The 15,785-nt window shown below is 63.4% G+C and carries 15 protein-coding genes and 2 pseudogenes; 11 read left to right on the plus strand and 6 right to left on the minus strand.

Annotation, left to right across the window (positions count from 1 at the left end):
• The first annotated feature begins 10 nt into the window (after positions 1 to 10).
• The 5 genes from eutC (at position 11) to ppa (ending at position 3,916) form a co-directional block, all read left to right on the plus strand.
• The gene (eutC, locus tag H0I86_RS27960) at positions 11 to 835 is read left to right on the plus strand and encodes an ethanolamine ammonia-lyase subunit EutC (RefSeq protein WP_180922945.1); all 825 of its coding nucleotides are present in this window, start codon (positions 11 to 13) and stop codon (positions 833 to 835) included.
• Between the two features lie 107 nt (positions 836 to 942).
• Positions 943 to 1,401, plus strand: coding sequence for a GNAT family N-acetyltransferase (locus H0I86_RS27965; RefSeq protein WP_180922946.1), 459 nt, complete (start codon positions 943 to 945; stop codon positions 1,399 to 1,401).
• 252 nt (positions 1,402 to 1,653) lie between these two features.
• Positions 1,654 to 2,310 (plus strand): DedA family protein, encoded by a 657-nt coding sequence (locus H0I86_RS27970; protein ID WP_180922947.1) that lies wholly within the window; start codon positions 1,654 to 1,656, stop codon positions 2,308 to 2,310.
• A 5-nt stretch (positions 2,311 to 2,315) separates the two neighbouring features.
• Positions 2,316 to 3,125: a M90 family metallopeptidase gene (locus H0I86_RS27975; RefSeq protein WP_038575472.1), complete on the plus strand. Its 810-nt coding sequence runs from the start codon at positions 2,316 to 2,318 to the stop codon at positions 3,123 to 3,125.
• A 263-nt stretch (positions 3,126 to 3,388) separates the two neighbouring features.
• Positions 3,389 to 3,916: an inorganic diphosphatase gene (gene ppa, locus H0I86_RS27980; protein ID WP_007933577.1), complete on the plus strand. Its 528-nt coding sequence runs from the start codon at positions 3,389 to 3,391 to the stop codon at positions 3,914 to 3,916.
• A gap of 423 nt (positions 3,917 to 4,339) precedes the next feature.
• Here ppa and H0I86_RS27985 read toward each other — a convergent pair whose 3' ends face one another.
• Complete coding sequence (locus tag H0I86_RS27985) at positions 4,340 to 5,215, minus strand: DUF6282 family protein (protein WP_180922948.1); 876 nt, start codon at positions 5,213 to 5,215, stop codon at positions 4,340 to 4,342.
• Between the two features lie 144 nt (positions 5,216 to 5,359).
• On the opposite strand from H0I86_RS27985, the gene H0I86_RS27995 reads away from it, so the two are divergent.
• Positions 5,360 to 6,280 carry an EamA family transporter gene (locus tag H0I86_RS27995; protein ID WP_258019475.1) on the plus strand — a complete coding sequence of 307 codons (921 nt, stop codon included), beginning with the start codon at positions 5,360 to 5,362 and terminating at the stop codon, positions 6,278 to 6,280.
• A 370-nt stretch (positions 6,281 to 6,650) separates the two neighbouring features.
• Here H0I86_RS27995 and H0I86_RS28000 read toward each other — a convergent pair.
• Both H0I86_RS28000 and H0I86_RS28005 read right to left on the minus strand, forming a co-directional pair.
• A pseudogene (locus H0I86_RS28000) lies at positions 6,651 to 6,945 on the minus strand (addiction module antidote protein).
• Positions 6,942 to 7,243, minus strand: a pseudogene (locus H0I86_RS28005) (type II toxin-antitoxin system RelE/ParE family toxin). The pseudogenes H0I86_RS28000 and H0I86_RS28005 overlap by 4 nt, the downstream one beginning before the upstream one ends.
• Before the next feature lie 172 nt (positions 7,244 to 7,415).
• On the opposite strand from H0I86_RS28005, the gene H0I86_RS28010 reads away from it, so the two are divergent.
• On the plus strand, positions 7,416 to 7,823 hold the full coding sequence (locus H0I86_RS28010; protein WP_180922950.1) for a DUF3828 domain-containing protein: 408 nt from the start codon (positions 7,416 to 7,418) through the stop codon (positions 7,821 to 7,823).
• A 66-nt stretch (positions 7,824 to 7,889) separates the two neighbouring features.
• On the opposite strand, the gene H0I86_RS28015 is transcribed toward H0I86_RS28010, so the two are convergent.
• From H0I86_RS28015 to nirK, 3 genes are all read right to left on the minus strand, one after another.
• Positions 7,890 to 8,894 carry a zinc-dependent alcohol dehydrogenase family protein gene (locus tag H0I86_RS28015; RefSeq protein WP_373369383.1) on the minus strand — a complete coding sequence of 335 codons (1,005 nt, stop codon included), beginning with the start codon at positions 8,892 to 8,894 and terminating at the stop codon, positions 7,890 to 7,892.
• Between the two features lie 62 nt (positions 8,895 to 8,956).
• Positions 8,957 to 9,256 carry an ArsR/SmtB family transcription factor gene (locus H0I86_RS28020; protein WP_009051080.1) on the minus strand — a complete coding sequence of 100 codons (300 nt, stop codon included), beginning with the start codon at positions 9,254 to 9,256 and terminating at the stop codon, positions 8,957 to 8,959.
• A 63-nt stretch (positions 9,257 to 9,319) separates the two neighbouring features.
• Positions 9,320 to 10,411, minus strand: a complete 1,092-nt coding sequence (gene nirK, locus H0I86_RS28025) for a copper-containing nitrite reductase (RefSeq protein WP_180922951.1) — start codon at positions 10,409 to 10,411, stop codon at positions 9,320 to 9,322.
• 225 nt (positions 10,412 to 10,636) lie between these two features.
• On the opposite strand from nirK, the gene H0I86_RS28030 reads away from it, so the two are divergent.
• The 4 genes from H0I86_RS28030 to H0I86_RS28045 all read left to right on the plus strand — a co-directional run bounded on the left by H0I86_RS28030 (position 10,637) and on the right by H0I86_RS28045 (position 15,762).
• Positions 10,637 to 10,879 (plus strand): exodeoxyribonuclease VII small subunit, encoded by a 243-nt coding sequence (locus H0I86_RS28030; protein ID WP_007924102.1) that lies wholly within the window; start codon positions 10,637 to 10,639, stop codon positions 10,877 to 10,879.
• Positions 10,876 to 11,763, plus strand: coding sequence for a (2E,6E)-farnesyl diphosphate synthase (gene ispA, locus H0I86_RS28035; protein WP_180922952.1), 888 nt, complete (start codon positions 10,876 to 10,878; stop codon positions 11,761 to 11,763). The genes H0I86_RS28030 and ispA overlap by 4 nt, the downstream gene beginning before the upstream one ends.
• Positions 11,764 to 11,874: 111 nt before the next feature.
• Positions 11,875 to 13,773 (plus strand): 1-deoxy-D-xylulose-5-phosphate synthase, encoded by a 1,899-nt coding sequence (dxs, locus tag H0I86_RS28040; RefSeq protein ID WP_180922953.1) that lies wholly within the window; start codon positions 11,875 to 11,877, stop codon positions 13,771 to 13,773.
• A gap of 105 nt (positions 13,774 to 13,878) precedes the next feature.
• Positions 13,879 to 15,762 (plus strand): TonB-dependent receptor domain-containing protein, encoded by a 1,884-nt coding sequence (locus H0I86_RS28045; protein WP_180922954.1) that lies wholly within the window; start codon positions 13,879 to 13,881, stop codon positions 15,760 to 15,762.
• Positions 15,763 to 15,785: the final 23 nt, after the last annotated feature.

Consider the following 15,785-nt stretch of genomic DNA (forward strand, 5'->3'; position numbering starts at 1 on the left):
GGACAGGCTTATGGACAAACATCCGACCGACAGCCAGAACCCCTGGCTGGAGCTGCGCCGCCTGACCCCGGCGCGCATCGCCCTGGGCCGCACCGGCACCAGCCTGCCCACTGGAGCCCAGCTGGACTTCCAGTTCGCCCACGCCCAGGCCCGCGATGCGGTGCACCTGCCCTTCGACCATGCCGGACTGAGCAGCCAACTGGCCGAACGCGGCCGCGACAGCCTGCTGCTGCACAGCGCCGCCGGCGATCGCCACAGCTACCTGCAACGCCCGGACCTGGGGCGCAAGCTCAGCGACGCGTCGGCCCAGGCCCTGCGCGAGCACGCCTGCGCCAACCCGGGTGGCGTCGATCTGGCCGTAGTGGTGGCAGACGGTCTGTCGGCATTGGCGGTGCATCGCCATACCCTGCCGTTTCTCGCCCGCTTCGAAGAACAGACCGAGGCCGAAGGCTGGTCGCTGTCGCCGGTCATCCTGGTGGAACAGGGCCGGGTGGCGGTGGCCGACGAAATCGGCGAGCTGCTCGGCGCAAAAATGACCGTGATCCTGATCGGCGAACGCCCGGGCCTCAGCTCACCGGACAGCCTGGGGCTGTATTTCACCTACAACCCGAAGGTCGGGCTCACCGATGCCTATCGCAACTGCATCTCCAACGTGCGCCTGGAAGGCCTGAGCTACGGCATGGCCGCCCACCGCTTGCTGTACCTGATGCGCGAGGCCTGCAGGCGGCAGCTCTCGGGGGTCAACCTGAAAGACGAGGCCCAGGTGAACACCCTGGATAGCGACTCGCCCGACACCCTCAAGGGTAATTTCCTGCTGGGACCTGCAAAGCCGTGACTTTTCGAGACGATTGCGCTTTTTCCACGCTTTAGGCAGCATCGAAACACGGCTGCCCGAGTAATGAACCGTTTGCCGTCGTATCCATTCGAAGTTGAGGACAACTCATGCGGATTACTCAAGCGACCCTCGAACACCTGGATCTGTTGACCCCCCTGTTCGTCAAATACCGCGAGTTCTATGGCGCCCTGCCTTTTCCGGACTCGTCCCGGGCCTTCCTGGAAAAACGTCTGCGCCGCAAGGAATCGATGATCTACCTGGCCCTGCCCGACGATGACGACAAGAAACTCCTCGGTTTCTGCCAGCTCTACCCCAGCTTCTCCTCCCTGTCCCTCAAGCGCGTATGGATCCTCAACGACATCTATGTCGCCGAAGACGCTCGCCGCCAGCTGGTGGCCGACAACCTGATCCGCACCGCGAAGAAAATGGCCAAGGACACCCATGCCGTGCGCATGCGGGTTTCCACCAGCAGTGACAACGAAGTGGCGCAGAAAACCTATGAATCCATCGGTTTTCGCGAAGATACCGAGTTCAAGAACTACATATTGCCGATCAGCGACGACTAAGCCCCATCTGGAACAACCCCATCACCACCTTCGACAGCGCCAGGGAAGACGCTGCCGAAGGCCACGCTCTTTCGCCTCTGGTCCGACATCGCCGCCAAGACACTCCCCGCTACAAACTCAACGCCCATTTCACCTATCAAGTCTTATAATGCCGACCTTTTCGGGGCGTAAGATGAATCTGCGCCAGCTGTAAGTTTTTGCCCCAGTCATCGCACAGACCCGCCGAGCCGGGCCGTCACCACAGGTGCCCTAATGGATTTCAACCCGATCGACCTCATCCTCCATCTCGACGTTTACCTCGACATGTTGGTGACCAACTACGGGCCATGGATCTACGCCATCCTGTTCCTGGTGATTTTCTGCGAGACCGGCCTGGTGGTGACGCCGTTCCTGCCTGGCGACTCCCTGCTGTTCATCGCCGGCGCGGTCGCCGCCGGTGGCGCCATGGACCCGGTGCTGCTCGGCGGCCTGCTGATGCTGGCGGCGATCCTCGGCGACAGCACCAATTACATCATTGGGCGAACGGTGGGCGAACGGCTGTTCAGCAACCCGAATTCGAAGATCTTCCGCCGCGACTACCTGCAAAAGACCCACGACTTCTACGACCGCCACGGCGGCAAAACCGTGACCCTGGCGCGTTTCCTGCCGATCATCCGTACTTTCGCCCCGTTCGTCGCCGGCGTGGCCAAGATGCCTTACCCGCGTTTCTTCGCCTTCAGCGTGGCCGGCACCATCCTCTGGGTCGGCGGCCTGGTAACCCTCGGCTACTTCTTCGGCAACGTGCCGTTCATCAAGAAAAACCTGTCGCTGCTGGTGGTGGGCATCATCCTGCTGTCGCTGGTGCCGATGATCATCGGCGTGGTGCGCAGCCGCTTGGGCCGCTCGGACGCAAAGGCCGAAAGCCACTGATCGGTATGTGGCCCCTCAGTTCCTGGCGCCGCCGGCGTCGGCTGGCCAAGCACCCGGTTGCCGATGAAATGTGGCAACGGGTACGCCAGCACCTGCCCTTTCTCGATGGCCTGAGCGCTGCCGAGGACCAGTGGCTGCGGGAAACCAGCGTCCTGTTTCTCGACGACAAGCACCTGAGCGCCCTGCCCGGGGTCGAGCTGCACCAGTTCGAGCGCCTGCTGCTGGCCGCCCAGGCCCAGTTGCCGCTGCTGCACCTTGGGGATTTGAACTGGTACCAGGGCTTTCACGAAATCGTCCTCTACCCCGACGACTTCCTCAGCCCCCAGCGCCATCGCGATGCCAGCGGCGTCGAACATGAATGGGACGGCGAACACAGCGGCGAAGCCTGGCAACAGGGTCCGATCATCCTGGCCTGGCCCGGCGTGCTCGCCAGCGGCGGCTGGGAAGCCTACAACCTGGTGATCCACGAACTGGCGCACAAGCTGGACATGCTCAACGGCGATGCCAACGGCCTGCCGCCGCTGCACAGCGACATGCGCATCAGCGACTGGGCGCAGGTGATGCAAGCGGCCTACGACGACCTCAACCGCCAGCTCGACCACAACCCCGACGCCGAAACCGCCATCGATCCTTACGCCGCGGAAAACCCCGCGGAGTTCTTCGCCGTCACCAGCGAATACTTCTTCAGCGCCCCGGACCTGCTCCACGAGGCCTATCCGAAGGTCTACGAGCAACTGCAGCTGTTTTACCGGCAGAATCCCCTGGCCCGGCTCCAGCAACTGCAGGCCAGCGATCCGCACTACCAGCAACACTGAGGCGTCCTGCCGGAACGCGTCCGCTGGCAAAATAATCGCCGATCCTGACGCACGCCTCTGAACTAAATGCGCCGCAGCGACTCTTCTTTTCGCAAGCCATCGAGCGTTGCGAGCCGCTCCTGCGCAGGGTTTGCGGCGTTTGGCCCAAGGCGTCCATACGTCCTTCGGTACGTGGCATAGCCCTTGGAATATGCCTATAATCGCCGCCACTTTTTGGTCAATCCGGCCAAGACATTCTGGTCAACTAACGGGGGCATCGCCCAATGAGCTACAGCAAGATTCCGGCTGGCAAAGACCTGCCGAACGACATCTACGTCGCAATCGAGATTCCGGCCAACCACGCGCCGATCAAATACGAAATCGACAAAGACAGCGATTGCCTGTTCGTTGACCGTTTCATGGCCACCCCGATGTTCTACCCGGCCAACTACGGCTACATCCCGAACACCCTGGCCGACGACGGTGACCCCCTCGACGTGCTGGTCGTGACCCCTTACCCAGTGGCTCCAGGCTCGGTCATCCGCGCCCGTCCGGTCGGCATCCTGAACATGACCGACGACGGCGGCGGCGATGCCAAAGTCATCGCTGTTCCACACGACAAGCTGTCCCAGCTGTATGTCGACGTGAAGGAATACACCGACCTGCCAGCGCTGCTGATTCAGCAGATCGAGCACTTCTTCGCGAACTACAAGGATCTCGAAAAAGGCAAGTGGGTGAAGATCGAAGGCTGGGACGGCGCAGACGCCGCCCGCGCCGCGATCACGAAGTCGGTTGCCGCCTACAAAGGCTAAAAAGCAGCTGCAAGCTTCCAGCAACAAGCCTCAAGAAAAGGCCCCGGTCATCCGGGGCTTTTTTATGCCTGCCGAATATTGCCCCTCCCCCAGACGCCAAACACCTGGGTTTTCTGCCCGCCAATAGCTCTTCGCGCTGGGAATTCTCCTCGAATATCAGTATGCTGCGCCCCACCTTTGCGCATCGACCTGTTCAACCGGTCAGATCCGCCCGACGCGGCAGATGATTTTCTCGCCAAGTCCCACAGCCAGCCGCAAGAGCTGGGTGTACGTTTTGCAGGCTGGTGCGGTTTACCAAAAATGAACCAAGCCAGTCCCCGAGAAGCCGGCCACAAGCCGGCTTTTTAATGCCTGGAACTTGCCCTCCCCTGCGCGAACGGCCCTCGGTGCCCGGAGCGGCAGCCGCTGCGAGCCGTTAGACCGTCAATGGCTGAGCATCTGCAACGGGGCGCTGCGGGTAATCGACTCTATGCGCTGCGCGCCAAGCCCGAACTCCTTGAACCATTGCCGGCTCAGGTCCAACCATGGGCGAATGTCCGGCTGGCTGGTCTGGCCCAGGTCCGAGCTGTAGACCACCCGTGGCAGCTCGCGCAATACCTCGCCGAAATCCTCCTTGCTCTGGTAGCCCAGCAAGTAGGTCAGCGCGGTCTGCTCGATGTAGAGCGAAGGCAGGCTCTTGAGCTCAAGAAGGTCGGCCGCGCTCAGTCCGGTCAGCGGATTGGCCGGCTGGTTGAGCATCAACCGCGGCACCTGCAGTCGATCCGCCGCCTCTACCAGCAAAAGCACCTCCTCGCGATTGGCATGGCCGGTGGAGATCACCACCGGATAATCCCGGCTCATCCGCAACACATCCAGGGTGGCGCGGTTCAATCGCTGGCGGTCATCGCTGACGGTCAGCGGCTTCACGGGGCGCTGGCCAAGGATCGGGTGACTCAATTCCCGAGCCAGCCGGCTGGTATGCGAGCGCCCCGTCACGGTGGGCAAATGCACGATAAAACGCAGGTCGGCGGCGCCGTGCTGGCACAGCGAGCATTCGACCACCCGCCAGTCGATGCCGCCGGCAATCTCGTTGAGCACGATCGAACCGGACACCGGCAGCCCTTGCTGGCGGGCTTCCCAGGCCTGGGCCGCGGTACAGCCCAGGTGGTTCTTGAGCACCACCCAGCCATCCCGCGCCCGATACTCGCTACCGGCCTGCAGCGCGCTGTGGCGCCGCAGATAAGCATCAGGGCCGGCATGGTAGTGGACATCGATGAAGCGTGCCCGGGCGGGCTCGGTTACCGCAGTCGACGCGCTCATGCATGGGCCTCCAGGTCGATCCCCAGATGGCTGCGCACGCTGGCGCGCACCCGCGCGAGGTCATCCAGCAGCGGACGCATGCCCGCGCCGGGAACGCCCACCGCCAGATGCTGCGCGGACGCCTGGAAACTGACATTGGTCGCCCTGACCAGTTGCGAACTCTCGCTGGCAATACTCGTCACGCTGGTCTGGGGCCTGAACTTTCCCATCACCAAGCTGGGGCTGCGCTCGATCGATCCCTTCGTGCTGACCGCCATACGCTTCGCCCTGGCCGCCCTGCCGCTGGTGTTCTTCATCAAGCGCCCCGCCATCAGGTTCAGCTATGTCGTCGCCCATGGCCTCATCTTCGGGTTGGGTATGTGGGGCGTGATCAATTACGGCATCCAGGTCGGCGTCAGCCCGGGCATTGCCTCGCTGATCATCCAGCTCAGCGTGTTCTTCACCATGGGTTGGGGCGCGTTGCTGTTCGAGGAAAGGCTTCGCGGTGCGCAACTTCTGGGCGCCGTGCTGGCCATGATCGGGCTGGTCGGCATTATTTCAACCCAACAAGGGGACCATGCCCTCTTTGGTGTAATGCTGATTGTGTTCAGTGCCGTCGCCTGGAGCATCGGCAACGTCATCATCAAGAAATCCGCCGTCAAAGAGATCTTTTCGTTCATGGTCTGGGCCAGCCTGTTTCCGCCCATCCCACTGTTTCTGCTGGCCTGGCTGATGCATGGCGGCGCACCTTTCGAGAACCTGCAAAGCAGTCTCGACCTGACGGCGGCGCTGTCGATTCTGTTCCAGGTTTACCTGGCCACCCATTTCGCCTATTGGGGCTGGAACTCGTTGCTGAAGCGGTATCCCGTTTCGACGGTAGCGCCGCTGTCGTTGCTGATTCCGGTGTTTGGCATCGGCAGTTCGATGCTGATCCTAGGCGAACACATCTCGACCCCGAACATGATCTCTATCGTGGTGATCATTGCAGGGTTGGCGGTAGGCCTCTATCGCAAGACGCCTGCGCCCTCCGCGGCACTGTCCCCAACAGGACGGCGTGCCGCTGAACCGGCTGGCGCCAAGAAGTGACCACAACCTGCGACCTGCGGGTAGCGGACTTTTTTCGGATGGTTTTGCGCCCGGGGCCATGGACTTTCGGCACCTCGACGTAAAGCTCTTCGCTTTCTATTGAGCGACTTTTCCTAGAAACCCCAACCCGCTTGCGCCTGCCAAACCTGCTGCCTAGGCTCGGCCTGTCACTGCCAATTCAGTGATCGGGTTTAGCAGCTCGGAACATCGCATTGGGCGTATAGCGTCACCTACCGTCTGACTGAGTCAGCACGTCATGGTGGCTGTGCGCAGGGCACCTTCGGGTGCGCCGGTTTCCAATGTGATCGGCCTGCTAACCTGCGCACAGCCGCCTCCCTTTCGTTTAGCTGCGCCACTGGCAGCGCCCCCGTCAAGACGCCCCATGCACCCGCGCCGTCATATCCAGCCCCAGGGCGCGCATCACCGCCAGCAGGGTCTTCAGGGTCGGGTTGCCCTTTTCACTGAACGAGCGGTACAGCTGCTCGCGGGACAGCCCGGTTTCATGGGCCAGTTCGGTCATGCCCTTGGCCCGCGCCACCACGCCCAGGGCTTTGGCGATATAGCCGGCATCGGCCGGTCTCGAAGGCGTCCGCCATGAACAGGGCAATGGCTTGGGGGTCGCGCAAGGCCGTGGCGGGGTCATAGTCGAATAGCGGTTCGTTCATGATCGACTCCAACGACGGGCCAGGGTATTTGGCCAGTCCGATATCGCGGCTCTGGCGACTCTTGTCGCCGCCGCACAACAGGACGACGAGTTGCAGGCCACACTGCTGGAAGTAAACCCGGTAGCCCGGCCCGTAATGGCTGCGCAACTCACTGACGCCTTCACCTACCGGGGACACGTCCCCGGCAAGGCCATTGGCCAGGCGAAAAATCCGCGCAGCGATCAAAGCCCTGGCTCTGGAATCCTTGAGCCTGTTTTCCCACTCCATATAAGGTCGCGGTCTGTTTGATCTCGATCACGCCGCAACCGTAGTTTAAAGACTACGCGGTATTTGAAAGTGTATTTGTATTGCAAGGCACTGCCAGCGCACAGGCCGATAGCGATCCGGGCCACAGCGTGTTGAAATCGAGCACTCGGCCACAACCTGATGTCTCAACGGCTCAATGTCTTAACTCCTGTAAGGACGTCCCCATGAGAAAGCTGTTCCCCTTGCTGCTGCTCGCCGCGGCTTTCCATCAACCCCTCGCCCTCGCCGATTGCGCCAGCTCGCCCAAGCCGGTGGCCGAGGCCTTCTACAACTGGTACCTGCAGAGTTTCAGCAACGAAAAAGACCCGATCACCGATGACCTGCCGCACCTGCAGCAGTACGTCACCCAAGCGCTGATCGAACGGATCAAGAAACAGATGAGCAGCCCCGAAGGGCTGGAAGAGGACTACTTTCTCAAGACCCAGGATTACATGGATGAGTGGCTGACCCAGATCAAGGTCAGCGAACCGCAGGTGCAAGGCACCTCGGCGCGCGAGTCGGTGACCCTGGGCAATACGCCGGACACCACGCAGATCGTCGATCTGCTGCTGGTCAAGGACAAGGGCTGCTAGAAGATCAACGAGGTGCTGGCCACCACGGATCAGAGCGAGTGATCCGCGGCGGCCGGCCAGGCAGGGTCAGATATCGAGAATGATCTTGCCGAAGTGCTGGTTGCTTTCCTGGTAGCGGAAGGCATCGACTATCGCATCCAGAGCGAAATGCTTGTCGAGGATCGGATGCATGCCGTTGGCATCGATGGCACGGACCATGTCCTGCTGCTGCCGGCGGTTACCCACCAGCACGCCTTGCAGGCGCAGTTGCTTGACCAGCGCGGTAACGATCGGGAATTCGCCGGCCACGCCGGTCAGGATGCCGATCACCGAGATATGGCCACCGGCCCGGGCGGCGATCATCGACTGCTCCAGGGTGGCCGGACCGCCGACTTCGACCACGTGGTCGACGCCACGGCCGGCGGTGAGTTTCTGCACGGTTTCGCCCCAGGCAGGGTCCTCGCGGTAGTTGATCAAGTGATCGGCGCCGAGGGCTTTCAGCCGCTCCAGCTTGGCATCGCTGGACGAGGTGGCGATCACGGTGGCGCCGAGCATCTTGGCGAATTGCAGGGCGAAGATCGACACGCCGCCGGTGCCTTGCACCAGCACGGTATCGCCGGCGGTCACCCGGCCGTCGTCCACCAGCGCACGCCAGGCGGTGAGGCCGGCGGTGGTCAGGGTCGCGGCTTCGGCGTGGCTCCAGCCCTTGGGCGCACGGGTGAAGGAGGTGGCGCGGGCGGTAACGACTTCACGGGCGTAACCGTCCAGGCCGTCGCCCGGCACCGTGGCAAAGCCGACGACATTGGGCCGGCCGTCCAGCCACTCGGGGAAGAAGGTGCTGACCACCGAGTCGCCGACGGCGAATTCACTGACCCCCTCACCCACGGCGATCACTTCACCGGCGCCATCGGCCATCGGGATGCGCGACTCAGTCGGCCCCCACATGCCGCTGACCACCGCGAAATCGTGGTAGTTGAGGGAGCTGGCGCGCAGGCGCACGGTGATTTCGCCCGCTTGTGGCGCCGCGGCCGGAGCCTCGCCGAGCACTACTTTGTCGTAGCCACCACCGGGTTGTACGTAGATTGCTTTCATGAACAGATCCTCCTGGGTTGCCTTTCATTTCGAAAAATAACGAAATGTTCAAGTAAAAAAACTCAGAGCTCGCGTTTCAGTTGCTCGGTAAAGGCCGCAATAGCGGCTTCGTTACGGCGAAAGTAAGTCCACTTGCCAATGCGCGTGGCCTCGACCAGACCCGCCTGCTGCAGGATCGCCAGGTGGCTGGAGGTACTGGACGCCGAAAGCGCGGCCTTGTGCTGCAGATGAGTCATGCAGATGCCGATTTCTTTCGGTGCGTCATGCCCCTGGGGTGGAAAGTTGCCTTCCGGGTCCTTCAGCCATTCAAGCATCTGCATACGGATGTCGCTGGCCAGCGCTTTGATTTGATCGATGAGCATGGCGGGGATATTACGGACTTTTACGAAATGATCAAGACCTGAGCAATATCCCCGCCCCTCTTCCTATTGCTTGGGCTCGACGATCGGACCCGGCGCTTTCACCTGGGTCATCAGGTCATCGTCCCACTGCCCCTCCACCTTGATCTGGGCCAGGGCCCCCAGCTCCATGGCCTCGATCAGGTTGTGGCTGAGGTACACGTAGGTGCCCGGTTGCTTGAAGGTGTACAGCGCCGCCACCGCGGAGCCGCCAGGGATAAACCAGGTTTCCATGTTGCGTTGCGGCGGGTTGGCGAATTTGCCGGTGGTCCAGACCCAGTCGCCATGGCCGCCAATCAGGTGCGGACGGCTGTCGCGGTTGGCCTGGGAATGGATGAACAGCACGCTTTCACCGACCTTGGAGGTCAGCGCGTTGGCCCCGGTCAGGGCTCCGACCCGGCCGTTGAACACCACATGGCTCGGGGTCAGGGTGCGCATGACCGCGCGGGTGTCCTGATAGCTGGACGCCAGGTCCGGGTAGTCCTTGTAGTGGCCGTCCTTGTCCTTGGGGATATACAGGTCGGACTCGCCGATGGTGTAGACGCGGTCGTAATGCAGGGGCTTGCCCTGAGGATCACGCAGGCCGTCACGGGGCAATACCATCAGCGCGCCGTTCATGCCCGACACCACATGCCATGGCACCATGCCTTGCGGCGCACAGTGGTAGACAAAGGTGCCGCTGCGGTCGGCCTTGAAGCGCAGCACCACTTCCTGCCCCGGCACCACCTGGGTCAGGCCCGCCCCGCCCAGGGCGCCAGTGGCCGCGTGAAAGTCGACGTTATGGGGCATGCTGTTGGTCGCCGGATTGACCAGCGTCAGCTCCACATAGTCTCCCTCATGCACCACCAGGGTCGGGCCGGGCATGGAGCCGTTGAAGGTCATGGCCTGGAGCGTGGAGCCCTGGTCGTCGATGACCATTTTTTTCTCTTCGATACTCATGCGGAACTGCACCACCTTGGGCGGCCCGCTGACCACCTGCTCATGGGGATGCACCAGCGGCGGCGCGACCAGATCGACCTTCACCCGCTGCAGGCCCTCGGCCCCACCGGCCAGCGCCAGGCTGCTGGCACAGCTGCCAAGCAGCACACAGGCCCCCAAGACACTTCGAAAAACACTCATTGCAGCTTCTCCTTGCCAATCAACGATGGGGCATTGCAAGGCAAGTGCGCGCAACTTTCCTTGTCGTAAAGCAAGAAATGGCGACAGAAGGTCAACCCGCACACCGTCCCCTGACCCAGGGCAGAAAATCGCCCTGCCGACCCGTTCGGCGAGCGCCGCTCATTTGCCCCAAACCCCCATGTCTGCTAGTGTCGCGCCGGTTTAACGTCAACCGGGATAGCCGCCATGGCCCGCAAAAAAGCTGCCTTAGATTTCGAACAATCCCTCGCCGACCTGCAAACGCTGGTCGAGCGTCTGGAGAACGGCGAGCTGTCGCTGGAAGACTCGTTGACCGCCTTCGAGCAAGGCATCGGCCTGACCCGCGATTGCCAGGCGGCGCTGGCCCAGGCCGAGCAGAAGGTACAGATCCTGCTGGAACGCGATGGCGAGCTGGCCGAAGAACCCTTCGACGCGGAACAGCCAGAATGATCGCGGCCTATCAGGCCAGCAGTCAGGCCCGGGTCAATGCTGCACTGGAAACCCTGTTCCACGCGCCAAGCCCGGAGCTGGCCCGTCTTTACGAGGCCATGCGCTACAGCGTGATGAACGGCGGCAAGCGCGTACGCCCGCTGCTGGCCTACGCCGCCTGCGAAGCCCTCGGCGCCCGGCCGGAGCAGGCCAACGGCGCGGCCTGCGCGGTGGAGCTGATCCACGCCTATTCCCTGGTGCACGACGATTTGCCGGCGATGGACGACGACGATCTGCGTCGCGGCCAGCCGACCACCCACAAAGCCTTCGATGAAGCCTGCGCGATTCTCGCCGGCGACGGTTTGCAGAGCCTGGCCTTCAGCGCCCTGCTCGACCCGCGCCTGAGCGACTCGAGCGCCGAGATCCGCCTGCAGATGGTCAGCGCACTGGCGCTGGCGGCGGGCCCGGCGGGCATGGTCGGCGGCCAGGCCATCGACCTCGGTTCGGTGGGCCTCAAGCTCGACCAGAAAGCCCTGGAATACATGCACCGGCACAAGACCGGCGCGCTGATCGAGGCCAGCGTCAAGCTCGGCGCCCTGGCCAGCGGCCGGGCCGAGAAAGACGAGCTCAAGTCCCTGCAGGCCTATGCCCAGGCCATCGGCCTGGCGTTCCAGGTGCAGGACGACATTCTCGACGTGGAAAGCGATACCGCGACCCTCGGCAAACGCCAGGGTGCCGACATCGCCCGGGACAAACCGACCTACCCGGCCCTGCTCGGCCTGGAAGCGGCCAAGGCCTATGCCCTGGAGCTGCGCGATCAGGCCCTGCACGCACTGCGACCCTTTGACGCGGGCGCCGAGCCCCTGCGGGAGCTGGCGCGTTATATCGTCGAACGACGCAGTTGATCGACCCCGGCGCGGCAGACCGCATATCGGCCAAGTTCCGCGCTCTGCGTGGGCAGCTTGCGATGCATAAGGTAAACTGCCGCCTCTTTTATACCTATAACGATTCGCCTGATGCCCACGACGTTTCATGAGATTCCCCGCAAGCGCCCGACCACGCCCCTGCTCGACCGTGCCAACACGCCGGACGGCCTGCGCCGGTTAGGCGAAGCCGAGCTGGAAACCCTGGCCGATGAGTTGCGCCTGGAATTGCTCTATACGGTCGGCCAGACCGGTGGGCATTTCGGTGCCGGCCTGGGCGTCATCGAGCTGACCATCGCGCTGCATTACGTCTTCGACACGCCGGACGACCGTCTGGTGTGGGACGTGGGTCATCAGGCTTATCCGCACAAGATCCTCACCGGTCGTCGCGAGCGCATGGCCAGCCTGCGCCAGAAGGACGGCCTGGCCGCCTTCCCGCGGCGTTCCGAGAGCGAGTACGACACCTTTGGCGTCGGCCATTCCAGCACCTCGATCAGCGCGGCGCTGGGCATGGCCATTGCCGCCCGCCTGCAGAACAGCGAGCGCAAGGCGATCGCGGTGATCGGCGACGGCGCCCTGACCGCGGGCATGGCCTTCGAGGCGCTGAACCACGCGCCGGAAGTGGACGCCAACATGCTGGTGATCCTCAACGACAACGACATGTCGATCTCGCGCAACGTCGGCGGCCTGTCCAACTACCTGGCCAAGATTCTCTCCAGCCGCACCTACGCCAGCATGCGCGAAGGCAGCAAGAAGGTGCTGTCGCGCCTGCCCGGCGCCTGGGAAATCGCCCGCCGCACCGAAGAATACGCAAAAGGCATGCTGGTCCCCGGCACCCTGTTCGAAGAGCTGGGCTGGAACTACATCGGCCCGATCGATGGCCATGACCTGCCGACCCTGATCGCCACCCTGCGCAACATGCGCGACCTCAAGGGCCCGCAGTTCCTGCACGTGGTGACCAAAAAGGGCAAGGGGTTCGCCCCGGCGGAAGTCGACCCGATCGGCTACCACGCCATCACCAAGCTCGATCCCCTGGACAGCCCCGCCGCCACGCCGAAAAAGGCCGGTGGACCGAAGTACTCCGGCGTGTTCGGCGAATGGCTGTGCGACATGGCCGCCGCCGACCCGCGCCTGGTGGGCATTACCCCGGCGATGAAAGAAGGCTCGGACCTGGTGGCCTTCAGCGAACGCTTCCCACTGCGTTACTTCGACGTGGCGATTGCCGAGCAGCACGCCGTGACCCTGGCGGCCGGCATGGCCTGCGAAGGCGCCAAGCCGGTGGTGGCGATCTATTCGACCTTCCTCCAGCGCGGCTACGACCAGCTTGTGCATGACGTAGCGGTGCAGAACCTCGACGTGCTGTTCGCCATCGACCGCGCCGGCCTGGTGGGCGAAGACGGCCCGACCCACGCCGGCAGCTTCGACCTGTCGTTCCTGCGCTGCATCCCCGGCATGGTGGTGATGACCCCGAGCGACGAGAACGAGCTGCGCAAGATGCTCAGCACCGGCCACCTGTACAACGGCCCGGCCGCCGTGCGCTACCCGCGCGGAACCGGCCCGAACGCCACCATCGAGAAAGACCTGCAGCCGATCGAGATCGGCAAGGGCGTGGTGCGCCGCCAGGGCAGCAAGGTCGCCCTGCTGGTATTCGGCGTGCAACTGGCCGAGGCGCTGAAAGTCGCCGACAAGCTGGACGCCACCGTGGTCGACATGCGTTTCGTCAAGCCGCTGGATGAAGCCCTGGTGCGCGAGATCACCGCCAGCCACGAACTGCTGGTGACCATCGAAGAGAACGCCATCATGGGCGGCGCCGGCGGCGCGGTCAGCGAGTTCCTGGCGCGCGAGGCGATCCTCAAGCCGATCCTGCACCTGGGCTTGCCGGACCTCTACGTCGAACACGCCAAACCAGCGCAGATGCTGGCCGAATGCGGCCTGGACGAAGCCGGCATCGAAGTCGCCGTGCGGGAACGCCTGCGCCTGCTCGGCCTGTAAGCCTCAAAAGCGACGGCCCCATCGGGGCCGATCGCAGCCTTCGGCAGCGGCTATAAGGAGTTATCCCCGGCCCCTGCCTTGCTCGCCAAGCGCCACGGATTGTCGATGAAACCCGCCCTCCTCGCCCTGCCCCTTGCCCTGCTGCCCACCGGCCAACTGCTGGCCGACAACCTCGATCGCGAACAAGCCCTCAAGCTGCCGGACGTGCTGATCAGCGCCAACCGCCAGGTGCAAGCACGCAACGACAGCAGCGCCGCCAACACCCTGTTCACCCGCGACGATATCGACCGCCTGCAACCTTCCAGCGTCACCGACCTGCTGCAACGGGTGCCTGGCGTGCAGGTGGCGCAGAGCGGCGGCCGGGGCAGCGTGCCGGGGATCTATATCCGCGGCACTTCGTCGGCCCAGACCCTGGTGCTGGTGGACGGTCAACGCATCGGCAGTTCGAGCTCCGGCGACAGCAACCTGCAGCATCTGAACATTGAGCAGATCGAACGGGTGGAAGTGCTGCGCGGTTCGCGCTCGGTGATTTACGGCAGCGACGCCATTGGCGGGGTGATCCAGATCTTCACCCGGCGCAGCGCCGAGCAGGGCCTGCAACCGCGCCTGCACCTGGGGGTGGGCAGCCACCAGAGCTGGGAACGCAGCATCGGCCTGTCCGGCGGCGACCAGCAGACCCGCTTCAACCTGGGCGCCAGCCTCGACGATACCGCCGGGAGCAATCGCACCCATGAGTCCTATGCCAGCGATCGCGATGATGACGCCTACCGCAACCAGTCCTTCAGCCTGAGCCTGAGCCACGCCTTCAACGACGACTGGGAAGCGGGCCTGAACCTGCTGGATAACCGCGGCAAAAGCGAGTTCGACAACCCCTTCGGGCGCTTCGACAGCCGCACCTTCGAGAGCTTCCCCCAGAAGCCCTACAGCGAATTCGCGGTCAGCAGCTTCAGCAGCTATGCCGACGGCCGCATCAACGAAGCCTGGAAGTCGCGCCTGGAACTGGGCCACAGCGAGAACCGCGAGAAGACCTTCGACAAGCTCAGCGACGAACGCACGGTGTTCAACACCTACCGCGACTCGGTCAACTGGCAGAACGACCTGACACTCGACGAACGCAACAGCCTGATCGTCGGCGGCGACTGGTACCAAGACCGGGTCAACAGCAGCACCGATTTCACCGAGGACAGCCGCTGGAACCGCGCGGCCTTTGTCCAGCATCGCTTCAAGGCCGACAGCTTCTCCACCGAGCTGGGCCTGCGTCGCGACCAGAACCAGCAGTTCGGCGGCCAGAACAGCTGGAGCGGCACCCTCACCCTGCCGTTGAACGCCGACAACGATGTCCTGCTGACCTACAGCGAAGGCTTCCGCGCCCCGACCTTCAACGATCTGTACTACCCCGACTTCAGCAACCCCGACCTCAAGCCCGAGACCTCGAAAAGCTACGAGATGCAATGGCGCAGCCAGTTGAGCGAAAGCACTCGCTTGGAGACTTCGCTGTACCGCACCGACCTGGAAAACGCGATTATCTTCGGCAGCAACTCGCGCCCGCAGAACGTCGCCTCGGCACGCATCAACGGCTTCGAGGCGGCGCTGCGGCAGGAGCTGTTCGGTTGGCAGAGCAATCTGGGGCTGGCGATCATCGATCCCCGCGACCGCGACACCGGCCACACCCTGGCCCGCCGTGCCCGACGCACCCTGAGCCTGGACCTGGATCGGCAGTTCGACCGCCTGGGCCTCGGCGCCAGTTGGCAGGCGGTGAGCAGCAGCTACGACGACCTGGCCAACCAGCAACGCCTCGGCGGTTATGCCCTGCTGGGCTTGCGCAGCAGCTGGGCGCTGAATCGCGAAGTCCGGCTGGAACTGAAGGTCGACAATCTGCTCGACAAGTCCTACAGCCGAGTGCTGTACAGCCATGACGGCGCGCAGTACGGGTATCGGGAGCAAGGCCGGGCCTGGATGTTCGGGGTGACCTGGACGCCGGAGTTTTAGTCATGTGGCGCCAGTGAGGGCGC

The sequence above is a fragment of the Pseudomonas chlororaphis subsp. aurantiaca genome (genome assembly GCF_013466605.1).
GTDB classification, from domain to species: Bacteria; Pseudomonadota; Gammaproteobacteria; order Pseudomonadales; family Pseudomonadaceae; genus Aquipseudomonas; species Aquipseudomonas chlororaphis_I.

Bases quoted from the DNA above. Each gene is read 5' to 3' on its own strand.
- nirK (WP_180922951.1), bottom strand. From the start codon at position 10,411: ATGAGTGTTTTTCGAAGTGTCTTGGGGGCCTGTGTGCTGCTTGGCAGC.
- ppa (WP_007933577.1), top strand. From the start codon at position 3,389: ATGAGCTACAGCAAGATTCCGGCTGGCAAAGACCTGCCGAACGACATC.
- ispA (WP_180922952.1), top strand. From the start codon at position 10,876: ATGATCGCGGCCTATCAGGCCAGCAGTCAGGCCCGGGTCAATGCTGCA.
- dxs (WP_180922953.1), top strand. From the start codon at position 11,875: ATGCCCACGACGTTTCATGAGATTCCCCGCAAGCGCCCGACCACGCCC.
- H0I86_RS27965 (WP_180922946.1), top strand. From the start codon at position 943: ATGCGGATTACTCAAGCGACCCTCGAACACCTGGATCTGTTGACCCCC.
- H0I86_RS27970 (WP_180922947.1), top strand. From the start codon at position 1,654: ATGGATTTCAACCCGATCGACCTCATCCTCCATCTCGACGTTTACCTC.
- H0I86_RS28010 (WP_180922950.1), top strand. From the start codon at position 7,416: ATGAGAAAGCTGTTCCCCTTGCTGCTGCTCGCCGCGGCTTTCCATCAA.
- H0I86_RS28045 (WP_180922954.1), top strand. From the start codon at position 13,879: ATGAAACCCGCCCTCCTCGCCCTGCCCCTTGCCCTGCTGCCCACCGGC.
- H0I86_RS28020 (WP_009051080.1), bottom strand. From the start codon at position 9,256: ATGCTCATCGATCAAATCAAAGCGCTGGCCAGCGACATCCGTATGCAG.
- H0I86_RS28030 (WP_007924102.1), top strand. From the start codon at position 10,637: ATGGCCCGCAAAAAAGCTGCCTTAGATTTCGAACAATCCCTCGCCGAC.
- H0I86_RS27975 (WP_038575472.1), top strand. From the start codon at position 2,316: ATGTGGCCCCTCAGTTCCTGGCGCCGCCGGCGTCGGCTGGCCAAGCAC.
- eutC (WP_180922945.1), top strand. From the start codon at position 11: ATGGACAAACATCCGACCGACAGCCAGAACCCCTGGCTGGAGCTGCGC.
- H0I86_RS28015 (WP_373369383.1), bottom strand. From the start codon at position 8,894: ATGAAAGCAATCTACGTACAACCCGGTGGTGGCTACGACAAAGTAGTG.
- H0I86_RS27985 (WP_180922948.1), bottom strand. From the start codon at position 5,215: ATGAGCGCGTCGACTGCGGTAACCGAGCCCGCCCGGGCACGCTTCATC.